The organism is Pectobacterium parvum, from assembly GCF_020971565.1.
Classification (GTDB): Bacteria; Pseudomonadota; Gammaproteobacteria; order Enterobacterales; family Enterobacteriaceae; genus Pectobacterium; species Pectobacterium polare.
The window spans coordinates 3149257-3167246 of record NZ_CP087392.1; the positions used below are offsets into that span (position 1 = coordinate 3149257).

A 17990-nucleotide genomic window follows, 5' to 3' on the forward strand; every position below is an offset into this window, starting at 1 on the left:
CTAAAAGATGACGCTTTTAGCCGTTTGAGTGAACACCGTCGCGGTACGGAGAGAGTATTTATACCCTACATAATTCGCGTTGCAGGGATGCAGCATGAAGTATGTGGGTACGGCACCGCGACGGTCTACTGAGTGTAATAACCGTTGGCAAACCGCGTCAATAGCGGTACGGCTAACCGCTTTCCCCTCTTCCACCTTGTGGGACACCACGGTGAGAACGATGGCGACTTTATAGAAGAAGGAACATCCCATGCCCGCATCCCATCCGGCTTCATCAGGCCGCGAGATTATTGACGCGCTGGCCGCCTATCGTCAGGGATTCTGGGGAATTGGCCTGTTCAGCGCGGTTATTAACCTGCTGATGCTGGCACCGGCGATTTATATGCTTCAAGTCTATGACCGCGTATTGCCTTCCAGTAGCACCATGACGCTGGCGATGCTGACGATCATTATGCTGGGCCTGTTTTTATTGATGGGATTACTGGAATGGATACGCAGCGCCGTGGTGATCCGCCTCGGTACGCAAATGGATATGCGACTGAATCAGCGTATCTACAATGCGGCGTTTGAAAGCAATCTCAAGAACGGCACGGCAGGAGCCGGGCAAGCCTTAAACGATCTGACCGCCTTGCGCCAGTTCGCCACCGGAAACGCGCTGTTCGCCTTCTTTGATGCGCCGTGGTTTCCGGTTTATCTGCTGGTGATCTTCTTACTTCATCCCTGGCTGGGCGTGATGGCGCTGGCGGGGGCTGTCATACTGATTGTGCTGGCCTGGCTGAATCAAAAACTCACACGCGAGCCCTTGGCCTTAGCCGCACAAAACACCGTTCAGGCAACGCAGCAGGCTAACGCCAACCTGCGTAACGCTGATGCCATTGAAGCGATGGGGATGCTGCCCGCCATGCGTGAACGCTGGCTGACGCAGCATAACGCGTTTCTCTATTATCAGAACGTTGCCAGCGAAAAAAGCGCCAACATTACCTCGCTGACGAAAAGTACCCGATTGGCGCTTCAGTCGCTGATGCTGGGGCTGGGCGCATTGCTGGCCGTCAAGGGCGATATCACGCCCGGCATGATGATTGCGGGCTCCATTCTAGTGGGTCGCGTACTCAGCCCAATCGATCAGATCATTGGCGTCTGGAAACAGTGGATGCAGGCGCGTCTCGCCTGGCAGCGTGTCAATATCTTGCTCGACAACCATCCGGCGCGCCCTGCTGGCATGGCGTTGCCCGCCCCCGAGGGTAAACTTCAGGTGGAACAGCTCAGCGCTAACGCGCCCAACACGCGCACGCCCATACTCGCGAATATCACGTTTGAACTGGCTCCCGGCGATGTGCTCGGCGTTTTAGGCCCGTCGGGTTCCGGTAAATCTACCCTCGCCCGCCTGCTGGTTGCCGCCATACCCGCTCTTGGTGGCAAAGTCAGGCTGGACGGCGCAGACATGCACCAGTGGGACAAAAGCGATTTAGGTCGCTTCGTCGGCTATCTGCCGCAGGACGTCCAGCTTTTCAGCGGGACGATTGCCGAAAATATCGCTCGTTTCACTCAGCCAGATGCAGAAAAGATCGTTGCCGCCGCCATCACGGCAGGCGTTCACGAAATGATTCTGCGGCTGCCGCAGGGCTACGATACGCCACTGGGCGAAGGCGGTGCCGGGCTGTCCGGCGGTCAGAAACAACGCGTCGCCCTTACCAGAGCCATTTACAACCAGCCGCGCCTGATTGTGATGGATGAACCGAATGCCAGTCTGGATGACGACGGCGAGAAAGCCTTATTGGCCGCGATTGCCGCGCAGCAGGAAGCCCAAAGCACGCAGGTGCTGATCACGCATAAACCCGCCCTGTTGTCCTGCGCCAATAAGCTGTTAGTCCTACGCGCCGGACAGATCCAGTATTTCGGCGCAACCGAGCAGGTGTTGAAGGAGTTGCAGCGCGCCAAGCCTGCCAATCCCTCAATTACCAAACCGATGGCAAAACCCGCCAGCGCCAAACCCGCACCGATTAAAACAGCCGACACCGCCAATGCCTTTACCCCAAAAGAACCCGGTTCATCTGGGCTGAGCATGGTGTACAGCGCACCGACGCCACGCCGAGCCGCACCAGATAAATGAGGATCAGCGCATTGATAACGCATGCCGACCGTCAGAACAGCATCATGGAAAGAAGAGGATAACCATGTCCGCGTTACGCGAAGTCACATCACAGCCAACGCCCATTCTCCCTCAGGTGGCAGATAACGTCGCGGCGATGCCGTTACACACCGACTCCGGACGCTATTTGAAGTACGGCCTCTGGCTGGTTCTGGCAGGCTTTGGTGGCCTGCTGCTGTGGGCAGGATTGGCACCGTTAAATAAAGGGGTCGCCGTATCCGGTCGAGTCATCGTCGCGGATAACCGCAAAGCGGTGCAACCCGTCAGTAGCGGACGCATCGCCTCGCTCAGCGTACGGGATGGCGACCCTGTGCTGGCTGGGCAAATCCTTGCCACACTGGACCAAACGCCCGCTCAGGCACAGCGCGATAATCTCGTCACCCAGCTTCAGGAGGCGCATGCGGGCGAAGCACGTCTGCTAGCGGAGCGCGACGATCTCAGTTCCATCGCCTTCCCTGCCTCCACTGAACAACACAGCACCGTCATACAACAAATCCAGATCGCCCAGCAGCAGCTTTTCATTAGCCGTCGCGCAGCACTGCAACAGGAACGCACCGCGATGCAGGCCGCCATCATCGGGGCAAAAGCCCAATCACAGGGTTCGCAGGCGCTGCTTGCCAGCAGCCAAACACAATTCCAGATCATCAGCGAGCAGTTACGAGGATTACGTCCGTTGGCACAGGAAGGTTATATCGCCCGCAATCGCCTGCTAGATGTCGAGCGGCAAGCTGCGCAATTGGCTGGCGCGATAGCGCAGGAACGGAATAATCAGGTACAGCTCCAGCAGCAGGTCGTCGAGTTGGAGCAAAAAATCCAGCAGCGCCAGAATGAATACCAGAAAGAGGTGCGCGCCCAGCTCGCCGATACCCAACGCGCCATTCAGGATCTTATCCAGAGGCTGAAAACAGCAGAGTATGAGCTTCAACACACGCACATTCGCGCTCCCGCCAGCGGTACGGTGGTTGGGCTGGCGCTGCACACCGAAGGCGGCGTAGTGAATAGCGGGCAAATGTTGATGGAGATTGTACCCGAGGGACAACCGCTATTGATTGACGCGCAGTTGCCTATCGAACTGGTGGACAGAGTCAGCAACGGACTACCGGTCGAACTGCTGTTTTCTGCCTTTAATCAAAGCACGACCCCTCGTATTTCCGGCGTTGTTGCGCTGATCGGTGCCGACCAGCTCGTCGAGCAGCAGACCGGAAAACCCTATTACGCACTGCGTATTCACGTTGATGAACAAGGTAAACAGCAGCTCGCTGGGCTGGACGTGCGTCCCGGCATGCCGGTGCAAGCCTTTATTCGTACCGGAGAGCGCTCCCTGCTCAACTACCTGTTCAAACCGCTTTCCGACCGCCTGCATCTGGCGCTGACCGAGGAGTAATCATGCTGCGCCTTTCATCCGTTTATCGCGCGGCGATCCGCTCCAGCTATGCCGTCCCGTTTTTTCTCTCGCTGATCTACAGCGCACCGAGTCAGGCATTGGGATTAATGGAAGCCTGGCAGCAGGCGCTAACACACGATCCAGCCTTTCAGGCCGCCGTGCACGCGCGCAATGCCGACAGCGAAGAGAAGAACATCGGCCGCGCTGGGCTGCTGCCAAAAGTCACCTATGACTACAGCCAGTTCCGTAACGACTCTACGGTGACGGCGGGTGGACAACAGTCGGAGCGGGATTACACCAGCCGCGCTTCCAGTTTTTCCCTGCAACAGCCGCTGATCGACTACGCAGCATGGTCGCGCTATCAACAGGGCGAAGCCAGCGCCGTGCTGGCCGACGAACAGCTGCGCGATGCCAGCCAGCAGCTATTGGTACGTCTGTTTCAGGCCTACACTAACGTGCTGTTTAGCCGCGAGCAGATTGCGCTGGTTCAGGCACAGCAGCGCGCTTATCGCGAGCAATATCAGTTGAATCAACGCCTCTTCCAGCAGGGAGAAGGCACCCGCACCGATATGCTGGAAACCGAAGCACGCGTTAACCTGACGGAGGCGCAGCTCATCGAAGCGCAGGACAATCTGGATATCAGCCTGCGTGAACTGGAAACGCTGTTGGGGATGCCTGTTGGTGTGGATCAGCTTGCGGCGCTAACACCACGCTTCACGCCAAAGCCGCTTCAGCCGGCGGGCTATCAACACTGGCAATCGCTGGCGCTGCGCCACAACGCCCAGCTACTGGCACTAAATCAATCGCTGGCCGTGGCGAAATACGGCATTGAGCGTAATCGGGCGGGTGACCTGCCGCAGGTCACGCTGGTTGCCAGCACGCGTAACACGCAGTCAGATACCGAAAACAGCTACAACCAGAAATACGATACGCGGTCGATTGGTATCCGCGTCAGCGTACCGATTTTTGCTGGCGGCGGCGTCTCTGCCGCGACGCGTCAGGCAAAAGAGCGCTATCAGCAAACCGCGCGAGAAAAGGACGAACAGACGGCGACAATCCAGACGGAACTGCGTCGTCAGTTTAATCTGGTCACCAGCAGTCAGGCGAAAATCCGTGCCTATGAGTTGACGGAAAAGTCGGCGCTGGCGCTGGTCACCGCTACACAGAAGAGCGTTCAGGGCGGAGAACGCGTGAACCTTGACGTGCTGAATGCCGAACAGCAGCTCTATGGCGCACGACGCGATCTGACCGAAGCGCGTTATACTTGGCTGACGGCCTGGCTACAGCTGCGTTACTACGCCGGTACACTGGACGAGCAGACGCTGCGTCAGTTAGCGACCTATTTCGTACATACTTAGCGGCATAAGTTCGGAAAACGATAGAGAATATTACGCCGTGGCCGGTATTCGGCCACGTTCAGCTTAGGAAGGAAAATAAGCCGCATCCAGATATTCTAAAATATTTATAAAAAAATAATATTAATAACCAATCACACTATAAAGAGTCTCCCTCTTCGCATTCAATGTAAAAATAGCAGAAAATCCGTCAGCTATATTCCTGATGTGAATATACCCGTCATACTTCAAGCCGCATGTACGTTGGCTACGTTCACTCACCCGAATCACTTACCTAAGTAAGCTCATCGGGATTCTCTCTCTTGCCGCCTTCCTGCAACTCGAATTATTTAGGGTATAGCGGTTTCACGACAGCCCTTTTTATTTCTCGACAATTCAATGGTGGCCTGATGTTGACTTAGTAATTAAAAAGGGATTCATTTTATCATTTTTAAAGTAATCATTTAAAAACAACACAATAAGCAAGAATACCTCATTGGAGGTATCTGAAGTGACATTAAGATAGGATTTTTTATGGCAATCATTAACGAAAATAAAAAATAGAACAACATTGAACACAACAAAATAAGAACGAAAATTTAATCACTTTTAAAAATCCCCACCCAATCATTAACAAACACACCAACTGGCGCTCAACCCAACCATTAATAAATTAAGATTACACTTAAATAACTAAATAAATCAGAGGGGCGCAATTATTGCGAGCGAGATCTTTTATTTTCAGGAAATAGCGCAAAGGTAAAAATTAATAGATTTAGATCAAGAAAATAAATAACAACCCGTCCATATAGTACCCGCAGTAAAAACTCACTTATTTTAATTCTAACTAATCAGTTCATCTTATTACCCTAAATAACTCGAGTTGCGTGAAGGCAGCAACTGAGCGAATCCTCAGGAGCTTACTCAGGTAAGTGACTGAGGTGAGTAAAGGCAGATAACGCACAAGCAGCTTGAAGTATGACGGGTATATTGAGCAATGTAATGGGGCTACTATGGACTTCATCATTCAATTAGTCATTGTCTTGATCTGCCTTTTTTACGGGGCAAGAAAAGGCGGGATCGCGCTGGGTTTATTAGGCGGGATTGGACTTGTTATTCTGGTCTTTATTTTTAAACTACAACCGGGTAAACCTCCCGTTGACGTCATGCTGGTCATCATTGCCGTGGTGGCCGCATCGGCAACGCTTCAGGCATCGGGCGGGCTGGATGTGATGCTGCAGATCGCAGAGCGTATGCTGCGGCGTAATCCGAAATACGTTTCGATTATCGCGCCGTTCGTCACCTGTATTCTGACTATCCTGTGCGGTACTGGCCACGTGGTGTATACCATTCTGCCGATTATTTATGATGTCGCCATCAAGAATAATATCCGTCCTGAAAGACCAATGGCCGCCAGTTCTATCGGCGCTCAGATGGGGATCATCGCCAGCCCGGTGTCTGTTGCGGTGGTGTCGTTGGTTGCCATGCTGGCTAATTTCACCTTCCAGGGTAAACATCTGGGCTTCCTCGATCTGCTGTCGATTACTATTCCCTCTACCCTGCTAGGTATTCTGGCGATTGGGATTTTCAGCTGGTTCCGCGGCAAGGATCTGGACAAAGATGAAGACTTTCAGAAATTCATCGCTGACCCAGAAAACAAACAGTATGTGTATGGCGATACCGCCACGCTGCTCGACAGAAAACTGCCGCGCAGTAACTGGGTCGCCATGTGGATCTTTCTGGCAACCATCGCTGCGGTAGCGATTCTGGGTGCCGTTGAAGAACTGCGTCCGGTCTTTGCTGGTAAGCCGCTGTCGATGGTGCTGGTCATTCAGATGTTTATGCTACTGTCTGGCGCCATCATCATTATTGCGACCAAAACCAATCCGTCATCGATCTCGAAGAATGAAGTGTTCCGCTCGGGGATGATTGCCATCGTCGCGGTATACGGTATCGCCTGGATGGCGGAAACCATGTTTGGCGCGCATCTGGAAGAAATCAAAGGCACACTCGGTTCACTGGTGAAAGTCTACCCTTGGGCTTACGCCATTATCCTGCTGATTGTGTCCAAGTTCGTGAACTCGCAGGCGGCGGCGCTGGCGGCCATTGTCCCCGTTGCGCTGGCAATCGGGGTGGATCCGGCGTATATCGTAGCGTCTGCGCCAGCCTGTTATGGTTACTACATTCTGCCGACCTACCCAAGTGATCTGGCGGCTATCCAGTTTGACCGTTCCGGTACCACCAAAATCGGCCGTTTCGTTATCAACCACAGCTTCATTCTGCCGGGCCTGATCGGTGTGAGCACATCCTGCGTCTTTGGGTGGGTGTTTGCCGCGATGTACGGTTTCCTGTAATTCGATTCTCTGTACCTAAAGCCGTCCAGCAATGGGCGGCGAAGTGACTGACAAACCCGATCGAGCCAATCCCTCTCCGCTTTTTTCCAAATAAACCCGCCAGACCGTATTTCGCCGCCATTCTGGTTATGCGAAATCTGCCCATTAATAGCTAGAATTGTTCTTTTGCGGCGTTCAGCATCGCTGCTACAACTGATTTATCTTTTCCCACAGAGATGAGAGATCGCAAACATGATTGCAATACAAGCGCCACAAACCTATCTAAATCGTGATGGCGTCATCCGTTCTGTCGGCGAATATGCAGCGCCCTACGCCAACACCGTATTGATTATTACCAGCCCACAGGCATGGAAAACGACGTCGGATGCCGTCGAACACAGCTTCCGTGAATATGACTTACGGTATCAGGTCGAATTTTTACCGGGTGATTGCACCAAACCCGCGATAGAAGCGCTGACCGCACAGGCGCGCGCCTTCAACGCGGAACTGATTTTAGGCATTGGCGGCGGGCGCGTGCTGGATGTCGCCAAAGCCGTCGGCGACATTCTGGGGCAGATCCCCGTCATTGTCGTCCCCACCATTGCGGCCACCTGCGCCGCCTGGTCACCGAGCAGCGTGATTTACAGCGACAGCGGTGCACACAATGGGCCATTCCCATTAACACGTTTACCGGTGTGGGTACTGGTGGACAGCGAGATCATCGCCCGCAGCCCTTCACGCTATCTCAAAGCCGGTATCGTGGATGCACTGGCAAAATGGTACGAATTTCAACCCTATCTGCGTCACGGCGATAGCGGGCTGGCATTAGCACTCAAAGCGCAGGCCGCACGGCTGGCCGTAGAGACATTCAATACGCATGGTGAGCAGGCCATTGCGGATAATGAGCAAGGTCTGGTCACGCCTGCCCTACGCAGCGTGATCGATGCCGTTATCGCCTTAGCGGGTCTGGCGAACAGCATGAAAGATGAAGTGCCACGCATTGGCGTCGCCCATGCTATTCATAACGGCATGACGCGCCAGCCGGAACTGCATGACTGGCTGCACGGCGAGAAAGTGGGCTTTGGGCTGGCCGTGCAGGCGTTTCTGGAACACGATAACGACGCCGACCGCGAAGAGCTGTTCGCCCAGCTGCGCCGCTACGGTAGCCCAATGACGCTGAACGCCCTAGGCCTGAGCGAACGCCCACAGCTGGTTGAAAGCATTGCACCGAACGTGAAAATCGCGCCGAAAATTGCCGCCCGTCTTCCTTTTGCAACGGATGCCGAGAGTATTGAACGGGCGCTGTGGCGCACGCAAACATTAGAAACCCGCGTGATAGATAGCCACGCGGCATAGTCAGCATTAGAGCAAGAAAAGAAACGGGCGCGTCGATCACTCGATGCGCCCGTTGCATAGGCTATTTGAAATAGCCCGGATTATCCCTGCTGGGCAGGCTGCGTACTTATCCCTTTAAGCTCACGCTCATAGGCCCGCGCTTTCTGCTCATCGAACTGGTTTTCCCACTTGGCAATGACCAGCACCGCCAGTGCATTCCCCACCACGTTCAGCGCGGTACGCGCCATGTCGAGGATACGGTCGACGCCCGCAATAAACGCCAGACCTTCCAACGGAATACCGACGCTGCCCAGCGTCGCCAGCAGTACGACAAACGACACGCCGGGTACGCCGGCAATGCCTTTAGACGTCAGCATCAGTGTCAGTACCAGCACAATTTCCTGCCCAATCGACAGTTCGATACCGTACAGCTGCGCGATGAAGATTGCTGCAATACTCTGGTACAGCGTAGATCCGTCGAGGTTAAAGGAGTAACCGGTCGGCACCACAAAGCTGGTAATCGACTTCGGCGCGCCATAGGCTTCCATTTTTTCGATGATGCGCGGCAGCACGGTTTCGGAACTGGCAGTGGAATACGCGAGGATCAGCTCATCTTTGAGGATGCGGATCAAGATGGTGATACGCAGCTTACACAGCCGTGCGACGATACCGAGCACCACCAGCGCGAAGAAGAAAATCGCGGCATAAACCAGCATAACCAGCTTGGCTAACGGCCACAGCGACGCAAAACCGAAGTTGGCCACCGTGACGGAAATCAGCGCAAACACCCCAACAGGCGCGTAACGCATAATCATGTGCGTCACCTTGAACATGGTTTCCGACACGCCGCGGAAGACGTTCAGCAGCGGTTCGCGGTGATCTTTCGGCAACGAAGATAGCCCCAGACCAAACAACACCGAGAAGAAGATAATCGGCAGCATTTCACCGTGTGCCATCGCGGCGAAGATATTCGGCGGAATCAGCGACAGCACCGTCCCCACCAGACTGTGCGAACCGCTCTGCACCTGCTCGGTGGTCTTTTGGTACTGCGAGATATCCACGGCGGTCAGCGTCGACATGTCGATGCCGTGACCCGGCTGGAAGACATTCGCCAGCGTGATGCCAAGGATAATCGCTACCGTCGTGATGATTTCAAAATAGAGGATGGTTTTGAAGCCGATACGCCCGAGCTTTTTGGCATCCCCTACGCCCGCAATCCCGACAATCAACGTGGCGATAACAATCGGGACAACAATCATTTTAATCAGGCGGATAAAGATGTCGCCCGCGGGGCTAAGAATATTGCTGATAAGCCACTGGCGGCTTTCTTGCTGTTCATGCAGCACAGCACCGAGTGCAATACCCAGAACCAATGCGATAAGGATTTGCCAGGCAAGGCTGATTTTTTGTGTTTTCATCGTCATTTTCCGTTTTAAACTCCCCGCCATCACAAACATGGCGCTAGCGCGACTCCGGCGCAATGCGAACCGAAAAAATCAACGTGGAGGTGACTGACTAGTGAGAAGGATGTCTGATGGATTACCCCGTCATACTTCAAGCTGCATGTGCGCGATTCAAAACGCACACGTTTTGCCCTGCCACTCGAATTATTTAGAGTAAATGTTCTAGTGCGATACCAAAATCATTAACATAATTATTCAATAAAAACGCACAAGTATTTGTATCGCTTAACAAAAACTCAGACATAAGTTATTGTTATGGCGGGAATGCTACTATTGCAGCACGCTCAGATCAAGCAGATTATCGGCACGATAAACCATATTTATGCTGAATCGAGCACAGAAAACGGCGGGTATCGCGATACAAAAAATCGCGACAAAATCGAAAGGAAAACACCTGCCCAGTCAGAAAAAATGCTGGCTGGGCATCGGGTTAGGAAACCGCACTATCAGTCAGATTTGGTAATCAATCACCGCTTCATCGTTATCCGAGAACACCTTATCTTTAATGTCATCCAGCGACAGTTCTGTATTACACAGCTGAATAAATTTCCAGGCATAGTTACGTTGTAACTGACCCTTTTTTAACCCCAGCCAGACCGTATTCGCTTCAAACAAATGCTCGGCATTCAACCGTACCAGCCCTTTGTCTCGCACCGGATCGAATGACATGTCGGCCACAATCCCCACCCCAAGCCCCAGCTCGACATAGGTTTTAATCACATCCGAATCCTGCGCGCTCAGCGTAATATCCGGCGACATACCCACCGCCTGAAACGCGCGATCCAGACGCGAACGGCCGGTAATCCCCTGACGATAGGTAATCAACGGCTCCGCATTAAGCATTTCCAGCGTAATCACTGGTTCCTGCGTCAGCGGATGGTGCTCCGGCACAATCACCGAATGGTGCCAGCGATAGTAGGAGAACGCCGCCAGCGAGGGATCGTTAATCAACTGCTCACTGGCAATACCGATATCGGCCTCACCGGAATGGAGCATCGTCACGATTTCATCCGGCGTGCCCTGATTCAGCACCAGACGCACCTGCGGATACAGAGAGCGGAAGGCTTTAATCACCGGCGGCAGGCTGTAACGCGCCTGCGTATGCGTGGTCGCGATCACCAACTGGCCGGTGTCGTTATTGGTGAAGACATTCGCCAGCCGCCGGATATTGCTGGCGTCATTCAGAATGCGTTCTGCCACCACCAGCAGCTCTTTTCCCGGTTCGGTCATGCCTAACAGGCGTTTGCCGCGCCGGATGAAGATTTCAATCCCCAACTCTTCTTCCAGCTCGCGGATGTGGCGGCTCACGCCGGATTGAGAGGTAAACAGCGTATTCGCCACCTCGGTCAGGTTGTAATTGCACCGTGCTGATTCACGAATAATCTTCAGTTGCTGAAAGTTCACCTTTCACTCCCTTGTCCTTTATTACAGATAGCAATATTGATGCAAGTAATGAGAGCCAGAACAAATAAGCAAATGGAGTTGATTATATTTTTTTATACTAACGGTATGTCTGTCGCGCTATCTTATCTAACAAGGAATAGACATAAACATTAAAATCAAAAATTTAGATAAACTCATTTTTGTGACGTGCACGCCATCAATCAACCATTTTGCTATGATTTATGCCTTTCTGGTCTATTTATCTCAGCGCTTTTATTCTCTTTTTCGCGTATTTCTTCTCAAGCTAAATAGGACACACGACTTCAAGCTGATGTGCTATACCCCAAATAATTCAAGTTTCAGGACAAAAACGGCAAGGCGTTTTTGAACAGCGCTTGCGCTGACCCCGAAGGGGTGAGGCCATAAGGCCGAATAACGCGGCAAGAGAGGGACAAATTCGTCGGGAACGAATTTGACCAGCCAACGGCTGGCCTTCGGTGAGAGACAGGACGTCTCTCATTTCATCCCGATGAGCTTACACAAGTAAGTGATTCGGGTGAGTGACAAATCTGCCTTTGGCAGGTTTGAACGCTGCTTGCAGCGGCCCCAACGGGGCGAGGCACACGCTAGTGTGCCGAGTAGCGTAGCCAACGCACATGCAACTTGAAGTATTACGGGTATATCACTGCTATGATGGCGGTCAGAATCAGCGACAAGGTGGCAGCATGCAGGGCGTACCGGAACATTTTACCGATGAACGAGACTATGCCCAGTTCCGGCATTTGCCGACGCTGCCCGGCATTGAGCTTTACCACGCGCATATCTGCCGTTATGCCTTTGAGCCGCACACGCATGAGGCGTTTGGTATCGGCACCATCGACGACGGTGCGGAGCGATTCCGCTATCGTGGAGCCAAGCACATTGCGCCTGTTGATTCGTTAGTGTTGATGAACCCAGATGAACTACATACGGGGGAATCCGCGACGGAAGACGGCTGGCGCTATCGCATGATCTACATCCCACCCGATGTGCTGGAGAACGTCTCCGGCGAGAAAGGCTGGTGGTTTACCGACGTCGTGCGCCACGATCCTGCAACCGCACGCCAGCTGGCGATGACGTTGGCCGCGCTGTGGCAGACGACCGATCCCTTGGCGAGTGAAAGCCTGCTGCTGTCGCTGATTGCGCTTTTCCGGCCTCACGCGCACATTGCCCAGCGCCAGAGGATTGAGCCGCTGCACCGCTTTGATGTGGTGAAAGCCTATCTGCGCGAGAATTTCGCCCACACGATTACCTTAAAAGAGCTGGCGGCGCTGGTTTCCCTGAGTCCATATCATTTCCTGCGCCAGTTCAAAGCTCAGTTTCACGTCACGCCGCACCAGATGCTGATGGCAATTCGGCTGTATGAGGCTAAACAGATGCTGACGCGCGGTATGGCAGCCGCACATATCGCCGTCGCTGTCGGCCTGACCGATCAGGCACATCTGACCCGCACCTTCGCCCAACGCTATGGCGTCACGCCCATTCGCTACCAAAAACAGGTGTATCCACTTCAGCGCTAACGCTTTCAGCACGCATGCTTTCACCGTTACCCCACAGATGATATACCCTAAATAATTCGAGTTGCGTGACAAAACGTGTGCGTTTTGAACAACGCTATGCGTTGACCCTTTAGGGCAAGGCTCATTTATGGGCCTTGTAACGCAGCAACCGCGCGAATCCCCAGGAGCTTACACAAGTAAGTGACTGTGGTGAGTAAGGACAAATTGGCTTTGCCGATTTGAACGCCGCTTGCGGCGGCCCTTCAGGGCGAGGCTCAGAAATGAGCCGAGTATTGCCAACGCACAAGCAGCTTGAAGTATGACGGGAATAAACAGCAATATCCTACAATCATTTAACACCAACTCTCCCTAGACTGGCGCGATGCACTCTTGTGAACAAACGGGTTTATCATGCTGATAGGGGTTTTATTTGCGCTTGCCGCCGGATTGATGTGGGGGCTGATTTTCGTTGGGCCGTTGATCGTACCGGACTACTCTGCGGCTTTGCAGTCCACCGGACGCTATCTGGCTTTTGGCCTGATTGCCTTACCGCTGGCATGGCTCGATCGCCGTCGTCTACGCCAGCTGACCCGCAGCGACTGGCTGGAGGCCACGAAACTCACCATCATCGGTAATCTGCTGTACTACTTTCTGCTCGCCAGCGCCATCCAGCGCACGGGCGCACCGATCTCGACGATGATTATCGGCACCCTGCCCGTGGTGATTTCCGTTACCGCCAATGTGTTGTACAGCAAACACGATGGCCGCGTGGCCTGGCGTCGGTTGTTGCCTTCGCTGCTGCTGATTGCGGCTGGGTTGGTTTGCGTCAATATTGCGGAACTGAGAGGAACCACCGTCGAATTCGATTTATGGCGTTATTCCAGCGGTATTGCGATGGCGTTTCTCGCCGTGGTTTGCTGGACATGGTATCCGCTGCGCAATGCCCGCTGGCTGCGCGACCACAAAGGCAATACGCCGACCACCTGGGCCACAGCGCAGGGGCTAGTGACGCTACCGCTGGCGCTGTTGGGTTATCTGCTGGTGTGCGGCCATCTGGCGCTAACGGACAGCACCTTTACGCAGCCGTTCGGCCCACGGCCTGAGGTTTTCATCCCGCTGATGCTGGCGATTGGGCTGTTTTGTTCGTGGATCGGTACGCTGTTCTGGAACGAAGCCAGCCAGCGTCTGCCGACGGTGCTGGTAGGGCCGTTGATTGTGTTTGAAACGCTGGCGGGGCTGACCTACGCCTTCATCATCCGGCAATCCTGGCCGCCGCTGTTGACGCTCTGTGGCATCACCTGTCTGATTGTCGGGGTGATTTACGCCATGCGCGTGAAACCGGAACCTGTCGTTGTGAAAAAATCAACGGTGGTAGAAGTCCCGATGCCGGTTTCACGGACAGAGTAAACGCACACCTGACAGGCTGTGGAAATATAAGCCGGTCTTTATGTCCGGCTTGCCAGCTTCTGGAACAACTCGGTCAGTTGCGCTTCATCCCTTGCGCCCTGATGCTGATCGATCACCTTGCCATTCGCATCAATAATAAATGAAGTCGGCGTACCGCTGACCTGATAGCGTTCTTTGGTAATGCCTAACTGATCGCGCACCACCGGATAGGTCACCTTGTGGTGCGCCAGCATTGAGGTGACATCTACGCCGTCAGGATCGGTGTTAACCGCCACCACCACCACTTTATCGCCATACTCCTGACTCAGTTTCTCCAGCGCGCCCATCTCCATCCTGCAGCCACCACAGCCAGACGACCAGAAATTCAGGTACACGCTTTTCCCCTGCCAGCGCGACAGATCCACCTGCTGCCCCGCCAGATCATAGGCCGCCAGCGCCGGTGCCTGCGCCCCGACGCTAACCTGTTCTTCCTTACAGCCGCTTAGCGCCACTACTCCCAGCAGGCACAGTGCAGTAATCCCGTTACGCCATTTCATGATGATTCACCTCTTCACCGAAATACTTGCCGTGTTGCAGGCGGATAATGCGGTCAGCAAACCGACCTAACTCAGGATTGTGCGTCACCATCACAATGGTGCGCCCCTGCCGATGCAGATCTTTCAGCAGATCCAGCACCCGCCGTTCATTCTCTTCATCCAGATTCCCCGTCGGTTCATCGGCGAAAATCACCGGAGGCTCATTCACTAGCGCACGAGCGATACACACGCGCTGCTGCTCACCGCCGGAAAGCTGGCTCGGTAAGTGATCGACGCGATGCGCCAGCCCGACCTGTTCCAGCACACGCTGCGCCGCCGCTTCATCCACCACGCTATGGTAGTGCTGCGCCAGCATCACGTTTTCCAGCGCGGTCAAAAACGGAATCAGGTGGAACTGCTGAAATACCAGCCCAATCTTATCGGCCCGGAACTGGCGTCGCCCTTCTTCATCCAGCCCAGCGGCATCGACGCCGTCCAGCAATACCTGCCCTTCACTCACCGTATCCAGACAGGTGAGAATATTCATCAGCGTGGTTTTACCCGAACCGGACGCGCCCATGATGGCGACAAACTCGCCGCGCGCGATGCGGATATTGATGTTCTCCAGCGCGGTAACCTGACCAAAGCGTTTATAGAGCTGGCGAGTTTCAATCACCGCCTCCGCTGCCTGCGCCCCTTCCTGCGCGTTCACCTCTACAGACATCGAGCTACTCTCCTTTCAAGACTTTGGCTGGTTCGACGTAGATCGCCCGCCGAGTGGGAACCACCGCCGCAACGGCAGCAACCAATAACGATAGCACCAGCGTGAGCGGGAACACCGGTAACCGCAGCGAGATCGTCGCGTTGAATACGGCTATCCCCAGCACCTGAGCCAGCAGATAGCCCAATAGCGAACCGCATAACACGGCCGCCAGCGCGATGATGCCGGTTTCCGCCAGCATCTGCCGAATGATGTCTCGTCCGCTCGCACCCAGCGCTTTCTGTAGCGCAAATTCGCGGGCGCGTTCGCCGACAATCGCCATCAGCGTCGTGTTCACACACAGGGAAGACAGCACGAGGATCACCGCCGATACCAGCCCCATCAGCCCTTTGATTTTATTCAGCACCTGACCCTCCGATGCCGACACCTTCAGGATCGGGCGGATCGCCAACTGCGGATACTGCTGCTGGAGCTGTGCCGCAAAGCGATCGACCTGCCCCAGATCGTTGCTGACGCTCAGCAGGGCATTACTGATCGCGCCTTCTTTATCCAGCCACTTTTGCGCTAGATCCAGATTCACGATCAGCATGTTGTCCGTCGCATCGCCGGATTCTACGATGCCTTTGATCTGCAACCGCTGCTTCCCGCCGTCGCCTACCAGTGTGATACTGTCGCCGACTTTGACGTTCAGCCGCTCCGCCAGCTTCACCCCGATCATGGCATTACGGTCATCAAAACTGACGCCAATCCAGTTACCCGTGACCTGCCAGTACGGTGCCAGCTGTCGCAGCGATTCGAACCACACGCCCATCAGCACCACTTTTTCCAGCTCCGTCCGCGCCATGCCGTACAGATAAGGGCTGGACGCATTGATTAATCCAGCCGGTGCGTTGTCGATAATCGGTTGAAACGTGCTCTGTGGGATCGTATTGCCCCGCGCCGGACCGATATAAAAATTCGCGCCGAAGGTGCGCAGTTCCTGGCTCATCTTGGCGTTGATATCGAAGTAGACAGCGGACATCGCCGTCACAATCGCCGCTCCCACCGTCAGCGCCGCGAACACCACGCTAACGCGCTGCATACGCAACCGCAGTGCGCGGAACACCAGACGCCAGAACATACTGTTCATCCAGCCATTAGCGCCCATACAGCACCTCTACCGGATACAGTTTGGCAATCCGGCGCGCCGGGAACCATGTTCCGATGATGGCGATCAGCATCGAGATCACTAGCACACAAGGGATAACAATCCACGCGAAACTTAGCGGTACGCCGAACAACATCAGGCCGATGGCTTTCGCCAACCCCCAACCTGCAACACAGCCCGCAATACCGCCGATCAAACCGCTCAGCGCCGCTTCGAGATAAAACAGCAGCATGATCTGCCACTGACGGGCCCCTAGCGCTTTCATCAGCCCGATCTCTTTGGCCCGTTCCATAATGGTGCTGGTCATCAGCGAGGCGATCCCCCTCGCTGCCGCCACCAGCGCGGCGAAGGTCACCACCGCCAGAAGCAGTTGGATCTTGTCGATCACCACGCCTTCCGACGCGGCGACCTGCCAGATAGGACGGACCACCGAGCCAGAAATCGCTTCTTCCAACTGGTGCGCAATCGAAGAGACATACGCGGTGCAGTACCAGAGGTCATACTCTTCGGCATTCAGCGCTTCCAGATTTTCCCGCGCCCGCCGCGACAATTCGTTTTCCGGCACGGTCAGCGCTGACACGCGGATGGCCTGAATTTTACCAGCCAGCCCCAGCAGCGATTGCACCGTTGCCAGCGGCATCACCAGACGGCTTTCTTCATCACCGCCGCTGCTCAGAATGCCGCTCACCTCTACCGTTGCGTCTCCTTTTGCGCCGTGCAAGGCGAGTTTATCCCCGACTTTCCAGCCCGTTTGCACCGCCAGCTGTTTTCCTACCAGCGTCTGCGCCACATTTTCCGTCGTCACCGGTTCCTGCGGCCACTGCCCCGCCACCTGCCAGTAGGGGCTAACGGTCATTTGTCCCGAGCGATAGTCTTCTTCATCCGGCACCGCAACAGGCTGAGAAAAGAAGGAGCCCAGCACGGCAACTGGCTGACCCTTGATCTCGACATCGCCGCTCAGCAGCGGCGCAAAACCGACAATGTTATTGCGCCAGAAGATATCTTTAATGTTCGGCAGCTCGGCCTCATCGAGGAAATCCTGTCCTTCCAGCGGATTACTGCGTTCGCCAAACAGCGCGGGTAGCGCCGCTTGCCCTGCTGGCTCAATCAAAATATTCGCGCCGTAGGACTTCAGCTCACGCGCCATTTTGTCGCCGATGTCGATGGACACCGCCAGCAGCGCAGAGATCAACCCCGCCGCCAAAAACACGGTCAGCACCGCCAGCGATTTACGCCGAATATTTCTGCGCCAGGACTGACGTAACAGTCGCCACAGCATGA

15 protein-coding genes are annotated in these 17990 nt (G+C 54.6%); 8 read left to right on the top strand and 7 right to left on the bottom strand.

The genetic code is table 11. From position 1 onward, the window contains the following. Positions 1-252: a hypothetical protein gene (locus LOZ86_RS14180; RefSeq protein ID WP_039484321.1), complete on the bottom strand. Its 252-nt coding sequence runs from the start codon at positions 250-252 to the stop codon at positions 1-3. Here LOZ86_RS14180 and LOZ86_RS14185 point away from each other — a divergent pair. The 5 genes from LOZ86_RS14185 (at position 251) to LOZ86_RS14205 (ending at position 8556) form a co-directional block, all read left to right on the top strand. Beyond that, positions 251-2110, top strand: a complete 1860-nt coding sequence (locus LOZ86_RS14185; RefSeq protein ID WP_039484318.1) for a type I secretion system permease/ATPase — start codon at positions 251-253, stop codon at positions 2108-2110. The genes LOZ86_RS14180 and LOZ86_RS14185 overlap by 2 nt on opposite strands. A 64-nt stretch (positions 2111-2174) precedes the next feature. Then, positions 2175-3533 carry an HlyD family type I secretion periplasmic adaptor subunit gene (locus LOZ86_RS14190; protein WP_039484315.1) on the top strand — a complete coding sequence of 453 codons (1359 nt, stop codon included), beginning with the start codon at positions 2175-2177 and terminating at the stop codon, positions 3531-3533. 2 nt (positions 3534-3535) lie between these two features. Beyond that, the gene (locus LOZ86_RS14195; RefSeq protein ID WP_039512443.1) at positions 3536-4891 is read left to right on the top strand and encodes a TolC family outer membrane protein; all 1356 of its coding nucleotides are present in this window, start codon (positions 3536-3538) and stop codon (positions 4889-4891) included. 989 nt (positions 4892-5880) lie between these two features. Next, on the top strand, positions 5881-7221 hold the full coding sequence (locus LOZ86_RS14200) for an anaerobic C4-dicarboxylate transporter (protein ID WP_039484309.1): 1341 nt from the start codon (positions 5881-5883) through the stop codon (positions 7219-7221). A 231-nt stretch (positions 7222-7452) separates the two neighbouring features. Next, positions 7453-8556, top strand: a complete 1104-nt coding sequence (locus LOZ86_RS14205; RefSeq protein ID WP_165708258.1) for an iron-containing alcohol dehydrogenase family protein — start codon at positions 7453-7455, stop codon at positions 8554-8556. A gap of 80 nt (positions 8557-8636) precedes the next feature. Here LOZ86_RS14205 and gltP read toward each other — a convergent pair whose 3' ends face one another. Next, positions 8637-9953, bottom strand: coding sequence for a glutamate/aspartate:proton symporter GltP (gene gltP, locus LOZ86_RS14210; protein ID WP_039484304.1), 1317 nt, complete (start codon positions 9951-9953; stop codon positions 8637-8639). A gap of 367 nt (positions 9954-10320) precedes the next feature. Between gltP and LOZ86_RS14215 the strand changes: the two genes are divergently transcribed. Beyond that, complete coding sequence (locus LOZ86_RS14215; protein WP_156890149.1) at positions 10321-10461, top strand: hypothetical protein; 141 nt, start codon at positions 10321-10323, stop codon at positions 10459-10461. On the opposite strand, the gene cbl is transcribed toward LOZ86_RS14215, so the two are convergent. Beyond that, complete coding sequence (gene cbl / locus LOZ86_RS14220) at positions 10449-11402, bottom strand: HTH-type transcriptional regulator Cbl (RefSeq protein ID WP_039512441.1); 954 nt, start codon at positions 11400-11402, stop codon at positions 10449-10451. The genes LOZ86_RS14215 and cbl overlap by 13 nt on opposite strands. Positions 11403-12106: 704 nt before the next feature. Here cbl and LOZ86_RS14225 point away from each other — a divergent pair. Both LOZ86_RS14225 and LOZ86_RS14230 read left to right on the top strand, forming a co-directional pair. Further along, positions 12107-12940, top strand: a complete 834-nt coding sequence (locus tag LOZ86_RS14225; protein ID WP_039484497.1) for an AraC family transcriptional regulator — start codon at positions 12107-12109, stop codon at positions 12938-12940. A 390-nt stretch (positions 12941-13330) separates the two neighbouring features. After that, entirely contained in the window at positions 13331-14326 is a 996-nt protein-coding gene (locus LOZ86_RS14230) for a DMT family transporter (protein ID WP_039484300.1), read from the top strand. Between the two features lie 38 nt (positions 14327-14364). Here LOZ86_RS14230 and LOZ86_RS14235 read toward each other — a convergent pair whose 3' ends face one another. From LOZ86_RS14235 to LOZ86_RS14250, 4 genes are read right to left on the bottom strand one after another with little or no spacing between them, the layout of a single operon-like run. Beyond that, complete coding sequence (locus LOZ86_RS14235) at positions 14365-14862, bottom strand: TlpA family protein disulfide reductase (protein ID WP_230242177.1); 498 nt, start codon at positions 14860-14862, stop codon at positions 14365-14367. Further along, entirely contained in the window at positions 14849-15565 is a 717-nt protein-coding gene (locus LOZ86_RS14240) for an ABC transporter ATP-binding protein (protein WP_039484295.1), read from the bottom strand. Before LOZ86_RS14240 ends, LOZ86_RS14235 begins: the two co-directional genes overlap by 14 nt. A gap of 4 nt (positions 15566-15569) precedes the next feature. Further along, entirely contained in the window at positions 15570-16709 is a 1140-nt protein-coding gene (locus LOZ86_RS14245) for an ABC transporter permease (RefSeq protein ID WP_039484292.1), read from the bottom strand. Then, complete coding sequence (locus tag LOZ86_RS14250; RefSeq protein WP_230242178.1) at positions 16699-17988, bottom strand: ABC transporter permease; 1290 nt, start codon at positions 17986-17988, stop codon at positions 16699-16701. Before LOZ86_RS14250 ends, LOZ86_RS14245 begins: the two co-directional genes overlap by 11 nt. Positions 17989-17990: the final 2 nt, after the last annotated feature.